This is a genomic window from Pseudomonas sp. WT-JTC (assembly GCF_056711565.1).
Genome location: NZ_CM160042.1, coordinates 326999 through 346321, shown reverse-complemented (window position 1 = coordinate 346321; position 19323 = coordinate 326999). Strand labels below are relative to the sequence as shown.

General features: G+C 59.4%; 18 protein-coding genes. 11 read left to right on the top strand and 7 right to left on the bottom strand.

Annotated features, from left to right (window positions below):
- The first annotated feature begins 244 nt into the window (after positions 1 to 244).
- Positions 245 to 682, top strand: coding sequence for a YkgJ family cysteine cluster protein (locus AC06G5_RS01565; protein ID WP_008018944.1), 438 nt, complete (start codon positions 245 to 247; stop codon positions 680 to 682).
- A gap of 218 nt (positions 683 to 900) precedes the next feature.
- On the opposite strand, the gene typA is transcribed toward AC06G5_RS01565, so the two are convergent.
- Both typA and thiI read right to left on the bottom strand, forming a co-directional pair.
- The gene (typA, locus tag AC06G5_RS01560; RefSeq protein WP_413423383.1) at positions 901 to 2721 is read right to left on the bottom strand and encodes a translational GTPase TypA; all 1821 of its coding nucleotides are present in this window, start codon (positions 2719 to 2721) and stop codon (positions 901 to 903) included.
- 139 nt (positions 2722 to 2860) lie between these two features.
- Complete coding sequence (gene thiI, locus AC06G5_RS01555) at positions 2861 to 4315, bottom strand: tRNA uracil 4-sulfurtransferase ThiI (RefSeq protein WP_413423385.1); 1455 nt, start codon at positions 4313 to 4315, stop codon at positions 2861 to 2863.
- A gap of 328 nt (positions 4316 to 4643) precedes the next feature.
- Here thiI and glnA point away from each other — a divergent pair, with 328 nt between their 5' ends.
- From glnA to ntrC, 5 genes are all read left to right on the top strand, one after another.
- The gene (gene glnA / locus AC06G5_RS01550; protein ID WP_085717894.1) at positions 4644 to 6050 is read left to right on the top strand and encodes a glutamate--ammonia ligase; all 1407 of its coding nucleotides are present in this window, start codon (positions 4644 to 4646) and stop codon (positions 6048 to 6050) included.
- 300 nt (positions 6051 to 6350) lie between these two features.
- Entirely contained in the window at positions 6351 to 6866 is a 516-nt protein-coding gene (locus AC06G5_RS01545) for a DUF4124 domain-containing protein (protein ID WP_413423389.1), read from the top strand.
- Positions 6863 to 7483 carry a DUF4124 domain-containing protein gene (locus AC06G5_RS01540; RefSeq protein ID WP_413423391.1) on the top strand — a complete coding sequence of 207 codons (621 nt, stop codon included), beginning with the start codon at positions 6863 to 6865 and terminating at the stop codon, positions 7481 to 7483. Before AC06G5_RS01545 ends, AC06G5_RS01540 begins: the two co-directional genes overlap by 4 nt.
- A gap of 230 nt (positions 7484 to 7713) precedes the next feature.
- Entirely contained in the window at positions 7714 to 8799 is a 1086-nt protein-coding gene (gene glnL / locus AC06G5_RS01535; RefSeq protein WP_008018951.1) for a nitrogen regulation protein NR(II), read from the top strand.
- Positions 8796 to 10232: a nitrogen regulation protein NR(I) gene (gene ntrC, locus AC06G5_RS01530; protein ID WP_413423393.1), complete on the top strand. Its 1437-nt coding sequence runs from the start codon at positions 8796 to 8798 to the stop codon at positions 10230 to 10232. Before glnL ends, ntrC begins: the two co-directional genes overlap by 4 nt.
- A gap of 525 nt (positions 10233 to 10757) precedes the next feature.
- Here the strand turns inward: ntrC and AC06G5_RS01525 are convergent.
- Positions 10758 to 11198 (bottom strand): hypothetical protein, encoded by a 441-nt coding sequence (locus AC06G5_RS01525; RefSeq protein WP_480458905.1) that lies wholly within the window; start codon positions 11196 to 11198, stop codon positions 10758 to 10760.
- On the opposite strand from AC06G5_RS01525, the gene AC06G5_RS01520 reads away from it, so the two are divergent.
- Positions 11197 to 11652, top strand: coding sequence for a tRNA (cytidine(34)-2'-O)-methyltransferase (locus AC06G5_RS01520; RefSeq protein ID WP_413423397.1), 456 nt, complete (start codon positions 11197 to 11199; stop codon positions 11650 to 11652). The genes AC06G5_RS01525 and AC06G5_RS01520 overlap by 2 nt on opposite strands.
- Positions 11653 to 11784: 132 nt before the next feature.
- Here AC06G5_RS01520 and secB read toward each other — a convergent pair whose 3' ends face one another.
- From secB to AC06G5_RS01505, 3 genes are read right to left on the bottom strand one after another with little or no spacing between them, the layout of a single operon-like run.
- Positions 11785 to 12270, bottom strand: coding sequence for a protein-export chaperone SecB (gene secB / locus AC06G5_RS01515; RefSeq protein WP_057397192.1), 486 nt, complete (start codon positions 12268 to 12270; stop codon positions 11785 to 11787).
- Between the two features lie 56 nt (positions 12271 to 12326).
- Positions 12327 to 12581, bottom strand: coding sequence for a glutaredoxin 3 (gene grxC / locus AC06G5_RS01510; protein WP_008018956.1), 255 nt, complete (start codon positions 12579 to 12581; stop codon positions 12327 to 12329).
- A 1-nt stretch (position 12582) separates the two neighbouring features.
- Positions 12583 to 12996: a rhodanese-like domain-containing protein gene (locus AC06G5_RS01505; RefSeq protein ID WP_007989216.1), complete on the bottom strand. Its 414-nt coding sequence runs from the start codon at positions 12994 to 12996 to the stop codon at positions 12583 to 12585.
- A 151-nt stretch (positions 12997 to 13147) separates the two neighbouring features.
- On the opposite strand from AC06G5_RS01505, the gene gpmI reads away from it, so the two are divergent.
- From gpmI to AC06G5_RS01485, 4 genes are all read left to right on the top strand, one after another.
- Positions 13148 to 14677: a 2,3-bisphosphoglycerate-independent phosphoglycerate mutase gene (gene gpmI, locus AC06G5_RS01500; protein WP_413703723.1), complete on the top strand. Its 1530-nt coding sequence runs from the start codon at positions 13148 to 13150 to the stop codon at positions 14675 to 14677.
- Positions 14678 to 14922: 245 nt separating this feature from the next.
- Positions 14923 to 16218, top strand: a complete 1296-nt coding sequence (locus tag AC06G5_RS01495; RefSeq protein WP_480458904.1) for a murein hydrolase activator EnvC family protein — start codon at positions 14923 to 14925, stop codon at positions 16216 to 16218.
- A gap of 34 nt (positions 16219 to 16252) precedes the next feature.
- Positions 16253 to 17572: a S41 family peptidase gene (locus AC06G5_RS01490; protein WP_413423404.1), complete on the top strand. Its 1320-nt coding sequence runs from the start codon at positions 16253 to 16255 to the stop codon at positions 17570 to 17572.
- A gap of 2 nt (positions 17573 to 17574) precedes the next feature.
- Positions 17575 to 18351: a divergent polysaccharide deacetylase family protein gene (locus AC06G5_RS01485; RefSeq protein ID WP_413423406.1), complete on the top strand. Its 777-nt coding sequence runs from the start codon at positions 17575 to 17577 to the stop codon at positions 18349 to 18351.
- 144 nt (positions 18352 to 18495) lie between these two features.
- Here AC06G5_RS01485 and AC06G5_RS01480 read toward each other — a convergent pair whose 3' ends face one another.
- A complete protein-coding gene (locus tag AC06G5_RS01480) occupies positions 18496 to 19251 on the bottom strand; it encodes a substrate-binding periplasmic protein (RefSeq protein WP_413423408.1) in 756 nt (251 codons plus the stop codon).
- Between the last annotated feature and the right edge of the window lie 72 nt (positions 19252 to 19323).

Below are 19323 nucleotides of genomic sequence, written 5' to 3'. Positions count from 1 at the left end.
AGCGAGCTTGGAATTGTCTGAGCCTAGACGGTCTGACAGGCGGTAGAGGCTCTGGTTCGGCAGTTTTTCCCTTGAATACGAGCTGGATCGACAATGCGTTGTCATGTGTCTGAATGAATGCAGGGCCCGTGCCGTTTTTTCCGGTTGTTTGCACCGCTTGCGAAAAAAACTGGCGAAAGGTTGTTCAAAAATCCACCAGTCCCGGTATGATCGCGCGCCCTGATGCACACGCTGGTAACAAACGATGATGAAGCCGAACCTGATCGCTGCCGCAGAGATCGACCGCCTCGATACCTGGGCCAAGTACTCTGCCCCGATGTGCGGCTCGTGCATGTCCAGCTGCTGCACCCTGCCCGTCGAGGTCAAGATCAAGGACCTGATCCGCATCGGCGTGGTCGATGAGTTCGAGCTGGGCGATCCGCCGAAGAACATCGCCAAACGTCTGCAAAAGGAAGGCCTGGTCGAGCGCTTCAACCAGAAGTCAGGAATCTTTACCCTCCAGCGCATGAGCAACAACGATTGCCTGTACCTGGATCGTAAGAGCCGTCTGTGCACTATTTATGAAAAGCGCCCGGATACTTGCCGCAACCACCCGAAAATCGGCCCGCGGCCGGGGTATTGCGCGTACAAGCCGAAGGAAGTGGAGCGCGAGCGGAATTCGCGGTCGATTGAGCGGTTCTGATATTTCCTGATTTCTGCGCCGACTGATCGGCCGCCTTCGCGAGCAAGCCCGCTCCCACAGGGATCAAGGTGAAACACAAAATCTGTGAACACCAAAAATCCCTGTGGGAGCGGGCTTGCTCGCGAAGGGGCCGGCACTAACACCACCCAAACCCCAGACAAACAAAAACGCCCCCGGCCTTTCGACCGGGGGCGTTTTCGTTCAGCCAGGGCTAAATCTTATGCCTTGGCTTTCTTGGCAGCGCGGGTACGCTCGCTTTCGTCCAGGATCTTCTTGCGAAGACGGATGGACTTAGGAGTCACTTCACACAGCTCGTCGTCCTGGATGAATTCCAGAGCCTGTTCCAGGGTGAAGCGAACAGGTGGAACCAGGGCGATGGTTTCGTCTTTACCCGAAGCACGCATGTTGTCGAGCTTCTTGCCCTTGGTAGGGTTGACGCCCAGGTCGTTGTCACGGCTGTTCAGACCAACGATCTGACCGTTGTAGATTTCCTGACCGTGTTCAACGAACAGCTTGCCACGTGCCTGCAGGGTTTCCAGGGAGTAGGTCAGAGCCTTGCCGGTTTCAACCGAAACCAGAACGCCGTTCTGACGGCCGGACATGTCGCCGGACTTCATCACGTCGTAACGGTCGAAGATCGAGGTCAGGATGCCAGCACCGTTGGTCAGGGTCAGGAACTGGTTACGGAAACCGATCAGACCACGAGCAGGGATGTTGTATTCCAGACGCACACGGCCCTTGCCATCCGGCACCATGTTGGTCAGGTCGCCCTTACGCAGACCCATCTCTTCCATCACCTTGCCCTGGGATTCTTCCGGCAGGTCGATGGTGACGTTTTCGAACGGTTCGTGCTTCACGCCGTCAACCAGACGGATGATCACTTCCGGACGGCCTACAGCCATTTCGAAGCCTTCGCGACGCATGGTTTCGATCAGTACCGAGAGGTGCAGTTCGCCACGGCCGGAAACCTTGAACTTGTCAGCCGAGTCGCCTTCTTCAACGCGCAGTGCAACGTTGTACAGCAGCTCTTTGTCCAGACGTTCCTTGATGTTACGGGAAGTCACGAACTTGCCTTCTTTACCGCAGAATGGCGAGTCGTTTACCTGGAAGGTCATGGAAACGGTTGGCTCGTCGACGGTCAGAGGCTTCATCGCCTCGACGGTGTCCGGGTGGCACAGGGTGTCGGAGATGAACAGCGAGTCCATACCGCTGATGCACACGATGTCGCCTGCAGCAGCTTCTTCAACGTCTACACGGTGCAGACCGTGGTGACCCATCAGCTTCAGGATACGACCGTTACGCTTCTTGCCGTCGGCACCGACAGCCACAACCGGGGTGTTCGGCTTGACGCGACCACGGGCGATACGGCCAACACCGATAACACCCAGGAAGCTGTTGTAGTCCAGTGCGGAGATCTGCATCTGGAACGGACCTTCACGGTCAACAGCCGGCGCCGGTACGTTGTCGACGATCGACTGGTACAGCGGGGTCATGTCGTCAGCCATTTCGTTGTGGTCCAGACCGGCAATACCGTTCAGGGCCGAGGCGTAGACGACTTTGAAGTCCAGCTGTTCTTCGGTGGCACCCAGGTTGTCGAACAGGTCGAAGATCTGGTCCAGAACCCAGTCCGGACGCGCGCCTGGACGGTCAACCTTGTTGATGCACACGATCGGACGCAGGCCGGCTTCGAAAGCCTTCTTGGTCACGAAACGGGTTTGCGGCATAGGGCCGTCTTGAGCGTCAACCAGCAGCAGAACGGAGTCGACCATCGACATTACGCGTTCAACTTCGCCGCCGAAGTCGGCGTGGCCCGGGGTGTCCACGATGTTGATGTGGTAGCCGTTCCAGTTGATGGCGGTGTTTTTCGCCAGAATGGTAATACCGCGCTCTTTTTCCTGGTCGTTGGAGTCCATCACGCGCTCGTCGTTGAGCTCGTTGCGCTCCAGGGTGCCGGATTGACGCAGGAGTTTGTCTACCAGGGTCGTTTTACCATGGTCAACGTGGGCAATGATGGCGATGTTGCGTAGATTTTCGATCACTTGTGTATCTCGATCAGAGGATTCGGTGTGCTGACAAGTCTTGGCAGCGATTAACAGTAGCGTCCGTGAAAGCCGTTACAGCTTGACGGCGGCATCGGGGGGCCGGTGACGCAAGCCACAGGCAAACAGCCCCGGGCACTTAGCTCGGTCGATAAACGCGCACATTGGCATGCCCCTCACTGAGCAAATGGTGGGCATGCAGGCGACTCATCACGCCTTTGTCGCAATACAGCAGGTACTGGCGAGTAGGGTCCAGTTCCTTGAAACGAGCGTTCAGTGCATAAAACGGCATCGTTTGTACCTCGATACCAGCAAGGTCCAGCGGGTCGTCTTCAGCGGCATCCGGGTGACGGATGTCGATGACGATCTGACCGGCCAGCGCTTCGCTGACTTCTTCAATCTGCAAGTCCTGGCCCAATTCGTCGATCACGCGATCGATCGGCACCAGCTTGGCGTTTTCGAGCGCACGCTCGAGCACCGCCATATCGAATTCTTTCTCTTCGTGCTCGACACGGTAGCGTTTGGCGGCCGTCTTCGGATTGACCGAGATGACCCCGCAGTACTCCGGCATGTGTCGGGCGAAATCGGCGGTGCCGATCTCGTTGGCCGTGTCGATGATGTCCTGCTTGTGGCTGGCGATCAGCGGGCGCAAGACCAGTTTGTCGGTCACGCAATCGATCACGGACAGGTTCGGCAGCGTCTGGCTCGACACCTGGGAGATCGCCTCACCGGTCACCAGCGCTTCGATGTGCAGTCGATCGGCAATCTGGGAGGAAGCGCGCAACATCATACGCTTCAATACTACGCCCATATGACTGTTATCGACTTTGCCGAGAATTTCGCCCAGCACTTCCTCGAAAGGCACACTGACAAATAACACGCGTTGGGAGCTGCCGTACTTCTTCCAGATGAAATGCGCGACTTCCATCACGCCCAATTCATGGGCCCGCCCGCCCAGATTGAAGAAGCAGAAATGCGCCATAAGGCCGCGGCGCATGATCTGGTAGGCCGCAACGGTGGAATCGAAGCCGCCGGACATCAGCACCAGCGTCTGCTCCAGGGCGCCCAGCGGATATCCGCCGATGCCGTTGTGCTGGCTGTGGATCACGAACAACCGTTGGTCGCGAACTTCGATCCGGACTTCGATTTCCGGCTTTTTCAGGTCGATCCCGGCGGCACCACACTGACGGCGCAACTGGCTGCCGACATATTTTTCGATATCAATTGAGCTGAACGGGTGCTTGCCGGCACGCTTGCAACGCACCGAGAAGATCTTGCCGGCCAGTGCATCACCGTAGTGCTGCTTGCATTTTTCGACGATGTCGTCGAAATCGCCCAGCGGGTATTCATCGATTTGCAGGAAGTGCGCGATGCCCGGCATGCAGCTCAGGCGCTCGCCCATCTCTTTCAGGGCCTTGGGGTCGCTGACGCGGGTTTCCAGCTCGAGATTGTCCCACACGCCGTTCACCACCACGGCCGGGTCCAGATCGCGGAGCACGGCACGGATGTTCTTGGCCAACTGGCGGATGAAACGCATCCGTACCGGGCGGCTCTTGATGGTGATCTCTGGAAAGACTTTTACGATTAATTTCATGGAAACAGCGCGCGCGAGGCCTGCCGAAAAAGGGGGGCGCGGATTATAGCGGAAATTGCTCAAGGTTTAACCAGTTAATGTGCAGAAGGTTTTGCGCGCACCAAAACGGGTCATTTATTGAAATGAACGCCACATTGTAGGGCGGGATTTTCCGCTTTAAGGTGCTTTTGCGCCTTATAAGCGTGAATTTGGAGCAAAAAACCCATGCTGGGGCACTGGCATGCAATTTGCTCCCTTGTGAGGCAGGTTGCCTTGGCAGACTATTCGCGCCGGCATCACAAACATTTAAGGGCATCCACTACCAGCCCTAATCCACCCGGAGGACACTATGTCGAAGTCGGTTCAACTCATCAAAGATCATGACGTCAAGTGGATTGATCTGCGCTTCACGGACACCAAAGGCACTCAGCACCACGTGACCATGCCGGCTCGCGATGCGCTGGATGAAGACTTCTTCGAAGTCGGCAAAATGTTCGACGGTTCCTCCATCGCTGGCTGGAAAGGCATCGAAGCCTCCGACATGATCCTGATGCCGGACGACTCCACTGCCGTACTGGACCCGTTCACTGAAGAGCCGACCCTGATCCTGGTCTGCGACATCATCGAACCTTCGAGCATGCAAGGCTACGACCGCGACCCGCGCGCGATCGCCAAGCGTGCCGAAGAGCACCTGAAAGCCACCGGTATCGGTGACACCGTATTCGCCGGTCCAGAGCCAGAGTTCTTCATCTTCGACCAAGTGAAGTTCAAGTCCGACATTTCCGGCTCCATGTTCAAGATCTACTCTGAACAAGGTTCGTGGATGTCCGACCAGGACGTGGAAGGCGGCAACAAAGGCCACCGTCCAGGCGTCAAAGGCGGCTACTTCCCGGTTCCGCCGTTCGACCACGACCACGAAATCCGTACCTCCATGTGCAACGCACTGGAAGAAATGGGCCTGACCGTCGAAGTTCACCACCACGAAGTGGCAACTGCCGGCCAGAACGAAATCGGCGTCAAGTTCAACACCCTGGTGAAGAAAGCCGACGAAACCCAGACCCTGAAGTACGTCGTGCACAACGTTGCCGATGCCTACGGCCGTACCGCTACCTTCATGCCTAAGCCTCTGTACGGCGACAACGGTTCGGGCATGCACGTTCACATGTCCATCTGGAAAGACGGCAAGAACACCTTCGCTGGCGAAGGTTATGCCGGCCTGTCCGATACCGCCCTGTACTTCATCGGCGGCATCATCAAGCACGGTAAGGCGCTGAACGGCTTCACCAACCCGGCAACCAACTCCTACAAGCGTCTGGTTCCAGGCTTCGAAGCTCCAGTGATGCTGGCCTACTCGGCCCGTAACCGCTCCGCTTCGATCCGCATTCCTTACGTGTCGAGCCCGAAAGCCCGCCGTATCGAAGCGCGTTTCCCGGATCCGGCTGCCAACCCGTACCTGTGCTTCGCTGCACTGCTGATGGCTGGCCTGGACGGCATCCAGAACAAGATCCACCCTGGCGACGCAGCTGACAAAAACCTGTACGACCTGCCGCCTGAAGAGGCCAAAGAGATCCCACAAGTTTGCGGCAGCCTGAAAGAAGCCCTGGAAGAGCTGGACAAAGGTCGTGCGTTCCTGACCAAAGGCGGCGTTTTCAGCGACGACTTCATCGACGCTTACATCGCCCTGAAAAGCGAAGAAGAAATCAAGGTACGTACCTTCGTACACCCACTGGAATACGAGCTGTACTACAGCTGCTGATCCGGTAGCGCCGCGGCACGCGGCGTGACAAAAAAGAGGCCTCCTTCGGGAGGCCTTTTTTGTGCCCGCGATTTAACAACCGCTGAAAATCCCTGTGGGAGCGGGCTTGCTCGCGAAGGCGATGTATCAGTGAACATTGATGGCGACTGACACTCCGAATTCGCGAGCAAGCCCGTTCCCACAGTGGAGTTGTGGCGACCTGGAGAGCTGGGTGAATCCATATCCAATTGTTAACACGCTGGGCCAACCAACATCCCTGACCTATGCTGCAACCCATCGCTTTCGTTTCCGGTCGATTCCATGGGTCGAGGTTTTCTGTTCATTCTGCTGCTGATCGCCCTGCCCGCCGCAGCGCAGATCTACAAATACACGGACGCCAACGGCACCACCGCGTACAGCAATCAACCGCCCGACGGCGTCAACGCTCAACCGATCGAGTTGCCGCCACTCAACAGCGTCGAGCGCCAGCCTACCGGCGAAGCCGCACCTGCCGCTGAAGTCGTTCGTCATGAACAGCCCGGCAAGGCCTATGAAGTGCTGGAGCTGACAGGCCTGCCGACCACCGAAGCCCTACGTGCCAACAACGGCACGTTCACCGTTAACGTACAGATCAAACCGCGCCTGCAAGGCTCCCATCTGTTGCGCCTGCTGCTGGACGGCCAGCCCTACGGCCAGCCAGGCAATGTGCCGACCCTGCAACTGGTGAACATCGATCGCGGCGAACACCGCCTCGCCGTGCAAGTGATCGATGGTGAAAAAGTAGTGCAGCAAAGCCCCGCCACGACCGTCACCGTGCAACGAGTACACGCGCCTTGAAGACCTGGTTGCTGCTCGCCTGCCTCATCGCGCTGCCCGCATCGGCAGAGGTCTTTACTTACGTTGACTCCCAAGGCAATCGGGTTTTCACCGACCAGCCAAAACCCGGTAACGCCAGGCGTGTACCGCTGGCCAAGAGCAATCGAATGGCGGCCACCCCCACCCGTGCAGAACCGTTGATTGCCCAGAGCAGCCCGGAAGCACAAGTGCCGTTCCACTATGAAGTGCTGCGCATCCTGGTCCCGGAGCCCGACGCGACCATCCGCAGCAACGCCGGCGAAGTCATCGTCAGCGCCACCAACGAGCCCGGCCTGCAACCCGGTCACCGCTACCGGTTGCTGCTTGATGGCGAGCCCACTGCTGAACCCGGCCCGAGCCCGGTGTTCCCGTTGAGCAACATCGATCGCGGCAGCCATACCCTGGCCGTGGAAATCCTCGATGAGCAGGGACGCATCGTCGAACGCACCGCCAGCCAACCCTTCCATATGCAGCGCACGTCACTCGCCCAGAAGCGCCAGATCAAACCCTGCGCCCTCGAAGACTACGGCCAGCGGCCGGAATGCCCGCTCAGCGACAAGCCCGCCGAAGAAAAAAATCCTTTCTTGCGACTTTTTTAACATCGCTCAGGTTTGCGCACTATATTGGTGCAATTGCTTGCACCGTACTCACATTCCAACCCATTTTGGTTCGAAACTACCCGCTAAAGCTGGCAAAGCGCCGCGTAAATGAGCGTCAAACGTCCGTTTCAGGCGCTGAACGCTTCTTTTCGGAGCCTTGGTTTGGTTTTTGCATTTTGCCCGTACCAGCGCTGTTTTCTTGCGCATGCTCCGCCCTGAAAGAGGTCCCGATGACCATTAGCGACGCACTCCACCGTTTGCTACTCGATAACCTCACCACCGCCACCATCCTGCTCGACGCCGAACTGCGCCTCGAGTACATGAACCCGGCGGCGGAGATGCTGCTGGCCATCAGCGGCCAGCGCAGCCATGGGCAGTTCATCAGTGAATTGTTTACCGAATCGGCCGAAGCACTGAATTCGTTGCGCCAGGCCGTCGAACAAGCGCACCCGTTCACCAAGCGCGAAGCCATGCTCACCGCCCTCACCGGCCAGACCCTGACCGTTGACTACGCAGTAACGCCGATTCTGAGCAATGGCGACACGATGCTGCTGCTCGAAGTCCACCCTCGTGACCGCTTGCTGCGGATCACCAAGGAAGAAGCACAGCTTTCCAAACAGGAAACCAGCAAAATGCTGGTGCGCGGCCTGGCCCATGAAATCAAGAACCCCTTGGGCGGGATTCGCGGCGCGGCGCAATTGCTGGCCCGGGAACTGCCGGAAGAAAGCCTGCGCGACTACACCAACGTCATCATCGAAGAAGCCGACCGTCTGCGTAACCTGGTGGACCGCATGCTCGGCTCCAACAAGTTGCCATCACTGGCCCTGTGCAATGTCCACGAAGTGCTGGAGCGTGTCTGCCAGCTGGTGGAGGCCGAAAGCCAGGGCTGCATCACTTTGGTGCGCGACTACGACCCAAGCATCCCCGACGTGTTGATCGACCGCGAACAGATGATTCAGGCCGTGCTGAACATCGTGCGCAATGCAATGCAGGCCATCAGCAGCCAGAACGAACTGCGCCTGGGCCGCATCAGCCTGCGCACCCGCACCATGCGCCAGTTCACGATCGGCCACGTGCGCCATCGCCTGGTGACCAAGATCGAGATCATTGACAACGGTCCGGGCATCCCTGCCGAACTTCAGGAAACCATTTTCTTCCCCATGGTCAGCGGTCGTCCGGACGGTACCGGGCTTGGCCTGGCCATTACCCAGAACATCATCAGCCAGCACCAGGGCCTGATCGAATGTGACAGCCACCCCGGCCACACCACTTTCTCGATCTTTCTGCCACTGGAACAAGGAGCCACATCGACATGAGCCGTAGTGAAACCGTGTGGATCGTCGATGACGACCGTTCTATCCGTTGGGTCCTGGAAAAAGCCTTGCAACAGGAAGGCATGACCACACAAAGCTTCGACAGCGCCGATGGCGTGATGAGCCGCCTGGCGCGCCAGCAACCGGACGTGATCATTTCCGACATCCGTATGCCCGGCACCAGCGGCCTGGACCTTCTGGCGCGGATTCGCGAACAACACCCACGGCTGCCAGTGATCATCATGACCGCGCACTCCGATCTGGACAGCGCTGTCGCGTCCTATCAGGGCGGCGCCTTCGAGTACCTGCCCAAGCCGTTCGACGTCGATGAAGCGGTTTCCCTGGTCAAGCGCGCCAACCAGCACGCCCAGGAACAACAAGGCCTGGAAGTCACCCCGACCCTGACCCGCACCCCGGAAATCATCGGTGAAGCACCCGCGATGCAGGAGGTGTTTCGCGCCATCGGCCGCCTGAGCCACTCCAACATCACCGTGCTGATCAACGGCGAATCCGGTACCGGTAAAGAACTGGTGGCCCACGCCCTGCACCGTCACAGCCCGCGGGCAGCTTCGCCGTTCATCGCGCTGAACATGGCGGCGATTCCTAAAGATCTGATGGAATCCGAACTGTTCGGCCATGAAAAAGGTGCGTTCACCGGCGCAGCCAACCTGCGTCGCGGGCGCTTCGAACAGGCGGACGGCGGCACGCTGTTCCTCGATGAAATCGGCGATATGCCGGCCGACACCCAGACCCGCTTGCTTCGCGTACTGGCCGATGGAGAGTTCTACCGCGTTGGCGGTCATGTCCCAGTGAAGGTCGATGTGCGCATCATCGCTGCGACTCACCAGAATCTGGAAACCCTGGTGCATGCCGGGAAATTCCGTGAGGACTTGTTCCATCGCCTCAACGTTATCCGCATCCATATCCCGCGTCTGTCGGATCGTCGAGAAGACATTCCGACCCTGGCCAGGCACTTCCTCAGCCGCGCAGCCCAGGAGCTGGCCGTCGAGCCGAAGCTGCTGAAAAGCGAAACCGAGGAATACCTGAAGAACCTGCCGTGGCCCGGTAACGTGCGGCAACTGGAGAACACCTGCCGCTGGATCACGGTGATGGCTTCGGGTCGCGAAGTGCACATCGGCGACCTGCCGCCGGAGTTGCTGAGCCTGCCGCAGGATTCGGCCCCCGTGACCAACTGGGAACAGGCCCTGCGCCAGTGGGCGGACCAGGCACTGGCCCGCGGTCAGTCGAGCCTGCTCGACAGTGCCGTGCCGGCCTTCGAACGGATCATGATCGAAACCGCGCTCAAACACACCGCCGGTCGCCGCCGCGATGCCGCCGTTTTGCTGGGCTGGGGGCGCAACACCCTGACCCGCAAGATCAAGGAACTGGGGATGAAGGTGGATGGTGGGGATGATGATGAGGGGGATGAGGGCTGAGCACACGATCCTGTGGGAGCGGGCTTGCTCGCGAAAGCGGTATGTCAGTCGACTTCAATTTTGACTGATACACCGCTTTCGCGAGCAAGCCCGCTCCCACATTTAAAGCCCAGTGCACCGCCTGAAGGCACCGTGAACCGCAATCGCGCACGGCAACCGCTCCGAAACCCTGCCCGCGTTCACAATCGAACCCCTATCGAAAAAACACGAAAGCCCCGGATTACGGGGCTTTCGGCGTTTTGAGGCGTAATTTTATTGTGCAGTTTTAAAACCTGGCACGCCCCCTGCAATAACCCTTTCAGGTGAATCAGTTCACCTGACCGGTTTCGGGGACCTTGGTACAGGCAGGCCGGGGATTCCCCTCTTTACACCGGGCTCACACCGCACTCGCGACGAGCCCAACCGTTTTGGGGCCCTTGATACAGGCAGGTCAGGGGTTCCCTCTTTACACCAGGCTCAAACCGCACTCGCGACGAGCCTCCCGTTTCGGGAACCTTGGTACAGGCAGGCCGGGGATTCCCTCTTTTATTGCTCCCGGAGATGGATCTCCAGCCGCCAGCGGTCGTCGACCTCGCTACCAGCCCACTCGCCCTGCAGGGGCCGGGCCGCGACCAGTGTCAGCAACACCCCCCCATCGCTCAAACGTACCCGCCAGTTCACATCCTTGCCGTCGAGCTTGAGCTGGCCTTTCTGTGCCTTGCCCTCGGCGCCAAACAGCAGCGCGACACTGCCATCAACCATTTCGCCGTGGGTCTTGGGTTCGTTGTTGAACCACACCACCAGCCCGTCGTTCGTCACCTCGACCTGCTGCAACTGGCTGGGGTCTGGTGTGGTCAGGCGACCGATCATCATCCCGACCATCACCCCGACAATCGCCAGCGAGCCCATCACCGGCAGGAATAGTTTCGAACGCACGCCTTCCGGCGGCGTAGAATGCGCGTCATCTTTACCTTCGGAGCCGTGCATGTTTCACGTCATCCTTTTCCAACCAGAAATTCCGCCGAACACCGGCAACGTTATCAGGCTGTGCGCCAACAGTGGCTGCCACCTGCATTTGATCGAACCGCTGGGCTTTGAGATGGACGACAAGCGTCTGCGCCGCGCCGGCCTCGACTACCACGAGTATGCCACCCTGCAACGCCATGCGGACCTGGCCAGCTGCCTGGAAAGCCTGGGCAACCCGCGGGTGTTCGCCTTCACCACCAAAGGCTCGCGTCCGTTCCACAACGCCAGTTTCGTCCCGGGCGATGCATTCCTGTTCGGCCCGGAAAGCCGTGGCCTGCCCGCCGAAGTGCTGGAGGCCCTGCCAGCCGAACAACGCCTGCGCCTGCCGATGCGCGAAGGCTGCCGCAGCCTGAACCTGTCCAATACCGTGGCAGTGGCCGTTTACGAAGCCTGGCGCCAGAACGACTTCAAGTAACAGCGCATAACAAATGTGGGAGCGGGCTTGCTCGCGAAGGGGTCATAACATTCAACATCTTCGTTGACTGTTACACCGCTTTCGCGAGCAAGCCCGCTCCCACATTGGACTTGCTGCGACACTCAGAAATGCTTACTGAACGGTCGGAGTCTCGCCAGCAGCCTGCATGCGTTGCAGCTCTTGTGCGTACAGCGCATCGAAGTTCACCGGAGCCAGCATCAGTGCCGGGAACGAACCACGGGTCACCAGGCTGTCCAGGGTTTCGCGAGCGTACGGGAACAGGATGTTCGGGCAGAACGCACCCAGGGTGTGGCTCATCGAAGCGTCGTCCAGGTTCTTGATCAGGAAGATCCCGGCCTGTTGCACTTCGGCGATGAACGCCACTTCGTCACCGTTTTTCACGGTAACCGACAAGGTCAGCACGACTTCGTGGAAGTCGGCTTCCAGTGTCTTTTGGCGGGTGTTCAGATCCAGAGCGACGCTCGGCTCCCACTGCTGGCGGAAGATCGCCGGGCTTTTCGGAGCTTCGAAGGACAGGTCACGCACATAAATGCGCTGCAAGGAGAATTGCGGTGCAGTTTCTTCTTCGTTCGCAGCAGTGTTCTGTTGGTCAGTCATCGCAGATCCTTCTTGATCCAGGGTTCTTTTAGGTTTGCTTGTTTGGGGTATTGCCGTCAGGCCTTGAGCAGCGCGTCGAGCTTGCCGGCGCGCTCCAGGGCGAACAAATCATCACAACCGCCCACGTGGGTGCTGCCGATCCAGATTTGCGGCACGGACGTACGCCCGGCCTTCTGGGCCATCGCAGCGCGCACCTGCGGCTTGCCATCGACCTTGATCTCTTCGAAGGCCACGCCTTTGTTCTCGAGCAGGTACTTGGCTCGCGAGCAGTAAGGGCAGTAATCGCTGGAATAGACGACGACGCTACTCATATCACTTCACCAGTGGCAGATTGTCGGCTTTCCAGCTGGAGATACCACCGGACAGCTTGGCGGCGGTGAAGCCGGATTTCATCAATTCGCGGGCGTGGGTGCCGGCGGTCTGGCCCATGGCGTCGACCAGGATAATGGTCTTGGCCTTGTGTTTTTCCAGTTCGCCAACGCGGGCGGCCAGTTTGTCCTGGGGAATGTTCACCGCACCGACAATGTGACCGGCGGCGAAATCCTTGCTCGGACGAATGTCGACCACGACGCCCGCGTCCTTGTTGACCAGGCCGGTCAGTTCGCCGGTGCTCAGGCTACGGCCGCCGCCCTGCATTTGATAGGCAATCAGCAACGCCAGCAGTACGACGAAGATACCGACGAGAATGTAGTGGTTAGTGGCGAATTCAATCAGGTGAGCAACCATCGAAGGAGGTTCCAGGGCGTTAAAATGTCGGCCAGTATACACAGCCACTATGGTGGGCCAAACCCCGTCCGGCGGTGACGTGGCCGGAACTTCGCTTTAAACTGCGACTCCCTTTTCCATCGCCCCTTTAACTTAAGCCAGAGCGGATTCCATGACTACCACGCCTAAACCTTTGGTCCTGATGATTCTCGACGGCTTCGGTCACAGCGACAGCCCCGAATCAAACGCCATTTTCGCGGCGAAGAAGCCTGTACTGGACCGCCTGTGGGCCACTGTGCCGAACGGCCTGATCTCGGGCAGCGGCATGGACGTCGGCCTGCCGGATGGCCAGATGGGCAACTCCGAAGTCGGCCACATGAACCTGGGCGCCGGCCGCGTGGTGTATCAGGACTTCACTCGGGTCACCAAATCGATCCGCGACGGCGAGTTCTTCGAGAACCCGACCATCTGCGCCGCAGTGGACAAGGCCGTCGCCGCCGGCAAAGCCGTACATTTCATGGGCCTGCTGTCCGATGGCGGCGTGCATAGCCACCAGGATCACCTGGTCGCCATGGCCGAACTGGCCTTCAAGCGCGGCGCCCGGAACATCTACCTGCACGCCTTCCTCGATGGCCGCGACACTCCGCCGAAAAGCGCGCAATCGTCGATCGAACTGCTCGACGCGACCTTCCAGGCCCTGGGCAAAGGCCGGATCGCCAGCCTGATCGGCCGTTACTACGCCATGGACCGCGACAACCGTTGGGACCGTGTGTCCCAGGCCTACAACCTGATTGTCGACGGCCAGGGCGAATTCAACGCCGCCACCGCTCAGGAAGGCCTGCAAGCAGCCTACGAGCGTGGCGAGAGCGACGAGTTCGTCAAAGCCACCTCCATCGGTGAGCCGGTAAAAGTCGAAGACGGCGATGCCGTGGTGTTCATGAACTTCCGCGCCGACCGCGCCCGCGAGCTGACCCGCGTGTTCGTCGAAGACGATTTCAGTGAGTTCGAGCGTGCCCGCCAGCCGAAACTGGCCGGCTTCGTCATGCTGACCCAATACGCCGCCAGCATCCCTGCCCCGTCGGCTTTCGCCGCCGGCAGCCTGGAGAACGTGCTGGGCGACTACCTGGCGAAAAACGGCAAGACCCAGCTGCGTATCGCCGAAACCGAAAAATACGCCCACGTGACCTTCTTCTTCTCGGGCGGGCGCGAAGAACCGTTCCCGGGCGAAGAACGCATCCTGATTCCGTCGCCGAAAGTCGCCACCTATGACTTGCAGCCGGAAATGAGCGCACCGGAAGTTACCGATCGCATCGTCGACGCCATCGAAAACCAGCGTTACGACGTGATCGTGGTCAACTACGCCAACGGCGACATGGTCGGCCACAGCGGCGTGTTCGAAGCCGCGGTGAAGGCCGTCGAATGCCTGGATCAGTGCGTGGGCCGCATCGTCGAAGCCCTGGAAAAAGTCGGCGGCGAAGCCTTGATCACCGCTGACCACGGTAACGTCGAGCAAATGTCCGACGCCTCCACCGGCCAGGCGCACACTGCACACACCACTGAGCCGGTGCCGTTCATTTATGTCGGCAAGCGCGATCTGAAGGTCCGTGAAGGCGGCGTGCTGGCGGACGTGGCGCCAACCATGCTGAAGTTGCTGGGCCTGGAACAACCGGCGGAAATGACCGGGACTTCGATTCTGGTGTAACCCGGTTATTCAAATCACTGCAAACCCTGTGGGAGCGGCGGTGCGACGATTCGACTTGCTCGCGAAAGCATTGTGCCAGTCGACATCAACGTTGCCTGACACACCGCATTCGCGAGCAAGCCCGCTCCCACATTGGTTTTGCGGTGTTTTTGAGTCCAGTTATCACACAGTCAGAAATGGGCATTTTTTTTGCCGCCCATGGCGGGCATACTAGGCCGTCCCTTTCCCTGGTGCCGCCCGCCCCTATGCTTCGCGTCCTGATAGCCCTAGCTCTGACATGCCTGCTCCAACCGGCCTTTGCTGACGAGCGCGCAGAAACCCAACAACAGTTGGACGCCACGCGTCAGGACATTGCCGAGCTGAAGAAACTGCTGGGTAAACTGCAGGAAGAGAAGTCCGGTGTGCAGAAGGAGCTCAAGGGCACCGAAACCGAAATGGGCAAGCTCGAGAAGCAGGTCGAAGCCCTGCAAAAAGAGCTGAAGAAAAGCGAAGCCGAGCTACAGCGCCTCGACGCAGAGAAAAAAAAACTCCAGAGCGCGCGCACTGAACAGCAACGACTGATCGCCATGCAGGCCCGCGCGGCCTACCAGAACGGTCGCCAGGAATACCTCAAGCTGCTGCTCAACCAGCAAAACCCGGAAAAATTCGCCCGTACCCTCACCTATTACGATTACCTGAGCCAGGCACGCCTGGAGCAGTTGAAGAATTTCAACGAAACCCTGCGCCAACTGTCCAATGTCGAGAAGGACATCGCGATGCAGCAGGCGCAACTGCTGGTGCAGCAAAGCAGCCTCGACACCCAGCGTGACGAGCTCGAGAAAGTCCGCAAGGAGCGCCAGCAAGTCCTGGCCAAGCTCAATGACGATGTAAAGGCTCGCGATCAGAAACTGGCGGCGCGCGAGCAGGATCAGGCAGACCTGTCTAAAGTCCTTAAAACCATTGAAGAAACTCTGGCCCGCCAGGCCCGTGAGGCAGAAGAAGCGCGGCAAAAAGCGCTGATTGCCCAGCAGGAAGCCGAAAAAAAGCGTTTACGTGAGGCCCAGGCGCTGGCAGACGCCAACGACGACGCCCCACGCAAACCGGTCAAGTCGACTCCCGGCGCACTGGTTTCCAGTTCCGGCGAGACCTTTGGCGGCCCGTTTGCATCAACCCGCGGCAAACTTCCCTGGCCTGTCGATGGTCGACTGCTCGCGCGCTTCGGTGAAACCCGTGGCGATGATGCCCGGACCAGGTGGGATGGCGTGATGATCGGCGCGTCTGCCGGCAGTGCGGTGCATGCCGTACACGGTGGGCGAGTGGTGTTCGCCGACTGGTTGCGCGGCGCCGGGCTGCTGGTGATTCTCGACCACGGCAATGGTTATTTGAGTCTGTACGGTCACAACCAGACGCTGCTCAAGTCTGCGGGTGACGTTGTAAAAGCCGGTGAGCCTATTTCCACTGTCGGTAACAGTGGCGGGCAGGACACACCAGCGCTGTATTTCGCAATTCGTCAGCAGGGTCACCCGAGTGACCCTGCGCAATGGTGCCACGCGCAAGGATAGGCGTTGAGTCACCTACATTAGGAGTTCGTTCGACATGCTGCATTTGTCCCGCCTTACCTCGCTGGCCCTGACGATCGCCCTGGTGATCGGCGCGCCTCTGGCGTTTGCCGCTCAACCAGCCCCGGCGGTTGCGCCTGCGGGCACTGCTGCGACCACCAAGGCGCCACTGCCGCTGGACGAGTTGCGCACTTTTGCCGAGGTGATGGACCGGATCAAGGCCGCTTATGTCGAACCGGTAGACGACAAGACCCTGCTGGAAAACGCCATCAAGGGCATGCTCAGCAACCTCGATCCGCATTCCGCCTACCTTGGCCCTGAAGATTTCGCCGAGCTGCAGGAAAGCACCAGTGGGGAATTCGGCGGCCTGGGTATCGAAGTCGGCGCCGAAGACGGCTTCATCAAGGTGGTGTCGCCAATTGACGACACTCCAGCCTCCAAGGCCGGCATTCAGGCCGGCGACTTCATCGTCAAGATCAACGGCCAGCCCACCCGGGGCCAGAGCATGACCGAAGCCGTCGACAAGATGCGCGGCAAGATCGGCCAGAAAATCACCCTGACCCTGGTGCGCGACGGCGGCACGCCGTTCGACGTGACCCTGGCCCGCGCCGTCATCCAGGTGAAGAGCGTCAAGAGCCAGTTGCTGGAATCGGGCTACGGTTACATCCGCATCACCCAGTTCCAGGTCAAGACCGGTGAAGAGGTTTCCAAGGCCCTGGCCAAGCTGCGCAAAGACAACGGCAAGAAGCTCAAGGGCATCATTCTCGACCTGCGCAACAACCCGGGCGGGGTGTTGCAGGCGGCGGTGGAAGTGGTCGACCACTTCATCACCAAGGGCCTGATCGTTTACACCAAGGGCCGCATCGCCAATTCCGAGCTGCGCTTCTCTGCCACCGGCAAGGACGAAAGCGAAGCCGTGCCAATGGTCGTGCTGATCAACGGCGGCAGCGCCTCGGCTTCGGAAATTGTCGCCGGCGCCCTGCAGGACCAGAAACGCGCCGTGCTGATGGGCACCACCAGTTTCGGTAAAGGTTCGGTGCAAACCGTGCTGCCGCTGAACAATGAACGCGCATTGAAGATCACCACGGCGCTGTATTACACGCCGAACGGCCGCTCCATCCAGGCACAGGGCATCGTCCCGGACATCGAAGTGCGCAAGGCCAAGATCACCAGCGAGCAGGACAGCGACTACTTCAAGGAAGCTGACTTGCAGGGTCACCTGGGCAACGGCAACGGCGGCGCCGACAAACCGACCGGCACCAGTGGCAAAGCCAAACCGATGCCACAGGACGATGACTACCAGTTGGCCCAGGCCCTGAGCCTGCTCAAAGGGCTGAGCATTACATCCGGCCGCTGAGGATGCGCCTGCGGTACGTTCTCGGTCTGCTTTGCTGTCTGGCGGGTGTTGTTCACGCAACGCCCGCCTCGACCACGCCGCAAAAAGCCTACCTGTCCCTGATCATCGATGACCTGGGGCAGAACCTGCCCCGGGATCGCCGCGTGCTGGCCCTGCCCGGCCCGGTGACCACGGCAATCATGCCCGACACGCCCCACGCCACCGAATTCGCCCGCGAAGCCCATCGCGCCGGCAAAATCGTCATTCTGCACATGCCCATGGATCCGGCCACCGGACCGTTCGCCTGGCACCCCGAACTCCCCATCGATGAGCTGGAAAAGCGCCTGAACGCTGCGTTCAAGATGGTCCCGTACACCAGCGGCATCAACAATCACATGGGCAGCCGCATGACCGCACAACCCGCCGCCATGGCCTGGCTGATGGCGGACTTGCAACGACGGCACAAGTTCTTCGTCGACAGTCGCACCAGCGCCCAGACCGTGGCCGCTGCCGAAGCACAGAAGATCGGTCTGGCGAGCGTTTCGCGGGATGTGTTTCTCGACGATGAGCGTACTGAAGCAGCGATCTTCACCCAGCTGCAGACAGCGATAAGCCTCGCGCACAAACAGGGTTCGGCAGTGATGATCGGGCACCCGTATCCACAGACGCTGGCTGTTTTGGAGCGAGAACTGCCGAAGCTGAAGGCTCAGGGGATCGAGTGGATCGATATCCGGCAGATGATCAGCGTGCGCGGTAATCGGGCGACGGCCGCGCATGGCAAGGATGGCGTATACCGCTAATCCGAAGTACCGCAGAACAAATGTGGGAGTGGCGGTGCGACGATTCGACTTGCTCGCGAAGAGGGCGTGTCAGTCCACATCATTGTTGCCTGATACACCGCTTTCGCGAGCAAGCCCGCTCCCACACCAGTATGTGCAGGATCACTATAGATACTGCGCCATGATCTCGTCCACCCGCCCTTCCTTGCGCATCTGATCCAGCGCCGCCTGGAGCTTGGCCACCGTCTCGTCCGGCACGTCCTTGTTCAGTGCCAGGTACAGTTCGGCACTGTTGAAGCGCAGTACGGTTTTCAATCCGTTAACCCCTTCCTGACGCGCCAGATAGCGCCCGGCCGGATCGCCAGTGGCCCACAGGTCGATCTGACCGTTGACCAGTTTCTTCGCATTGTCCTGATCACGCAGCACGACGATCGGATTGAGCCCCTGCTTGGCCAGCGTCTCGGCGATCGCATCGCCCTTGTAGGCGCCAATCCTGTATTTACGTGCATCGCTCAGGGTTTCGAGGGTGATCTTGCTGTCAGCCTTGGCCAGCATGATCCAGTCGTCCGGGCCGATCGGACCGACCCACTTGAAGAGTTTTTCGCGATCCGGCAACCGTGCCATGACGAATACACCGTAACCAGGTTTTTCCAGGGTGAGTTTGTAGATTCGCTCCCAAGGGAAACGCAGTGTCAGGCTATAGGTTATGTCGGCGCGTTTGAAAATCTCGCGGACGATATCGGTGGCGATGCCATTGATGTTCTCGTCCTGAGCGAAGTTCTTGCCGTTCTTCGCCATGTTGTACGGCGGGAAGTTTTCCGTCAGCAACACCATGTTGGTATCGGGACTGTCTGTTGCGTACGCCCCGGTGGCCAACAAGAGACAAGCACTGGCGAGGGCTAGAAGAAGGCGTCTAAGCATGTCTGGCTACCGAAATCCATGGCGTACCCAAGAGTGCCTTGAGCCCGCCATGATGTCCACTGGCCTGTATCG

What these genes read in the sequence shown, in the direction of transcription:
- AC06G5_RS01565 (WP_008018944.1), top strand. Translation starts at nt 245, where the DNA reads ATGATGAAGCCGAACCTGATCGCTGCCGCAGAGATCGACCGCCTCGAT.
- thiI (WP_413423385.1), bottom strand. Translation starts at nt 4,315, where the DNA reads ATGAAATTAATCGTAAAAGTCTTTCCAGAGATCACCATCAAGAGCCGC.
- glnA (WP_085717894.1), top strand. Translation starts at nt 4,644, where the DNA reads ATGTCGAAGTCGGTTCAACTCATCAAAGATCATGACGTCAAGTGGATT.
- AC06G5_RS01545 (WP_413423389.1), top strand. Translation starts at nt 6,351, where the DNA reads ATGGGTCGAGGTTTTCTGTTCATTCTGCTGCTGATCGCCCTGCCCGCC.
- glnL (WP_008018951.1), top strand. Translation starts at nt 7,714, where the DNA reads ATGACCATTAGCGACGCACTCCACCGTTTGCTACTCGATAACCTCACC.
- ntrC (WP_413423393.1), top strand. Translation starts at nt 8,796, where the DNA reads ATGAGCCGTAGTGAAACCGTGTGGATCGTCGATGACGACCGTTCTATC.
- AC06G5_RS01520 (WP_413423397.1), top strand. Translation starts at nt 11,197, where the DNA reads ATGTTTCACGTCATCCTTTTCCAACCAGAAATTCCGCCGAACACCGGC.
- AC06G5_RS01525 (WP_480458905.1), bottom strand. Translation starts at nt 11,198, where the DNA reads ATGCACGGCTCCGAAGGTAAAGATGACGCGCATTCTACGCCGCCGGAA.
- secB (WP_057397192.1), bottom strand. Translation starts at nt 12,270, where the DNA reads ATGACTGACCAACAGAACACTGCTGCGAACGAAGAAGAAACTGCACCG.
- grxC (WP_008018956.1), bottom strand. Translation starts at nt 12,581, where the DNA reads ATGAGTAGCGTCGTCGTCTATTCCAGCGATTACTGCCCTTACTGCTCG.
- AC06G5_RS01505 (WP_007989216.1), bottom strand. Translation starts at nt 12,996, where the DNA reads ATGGTTGCTCACCTGATTGAATTCGCCACTAACCACTACATTCTCGTC.
- gpmI (WP_413703723.1), top strand. Translation starts at nt 13,148, where the DNA reads ATGACTACCACGCCTAAACCTTTGGTCCTGATGATTCTCGACGGCTTC.
- AC06G5_RS01495 (WP_480458904.1), top strand. Translation starts at nt 14,923, where the DNA reads ATGCTTCGCGTCCTGATAGCCCTAGCTCTGACATGCCTGCTCCAACCG.
- AC06G5_RS01490 (WP_413423404.1), top strand. Translation starts at nt 16,253, where the DNA reads ATGCTGCATTTGTCCCGCCTTACCTCGCTGGCCCTGACGATCGCCCTG.
- AC06G5_RS01485 (WP_413423406.1), top strand. Translation starts at nt 17,575, where the DNA reads ATGCGCCTGCGGTACGTTCTCGGTCTGCTTTGCTGTCTGGCGGGTGTT.
- AC06G5_RS01480 (WP_413423408.1), bottom strand. Translation starts at nt 19,251, where the DNA reads ATGCTTAGACGCCTTCTTCTAGCCCTCGCCAGTGCTTGTCTCTTGTTG.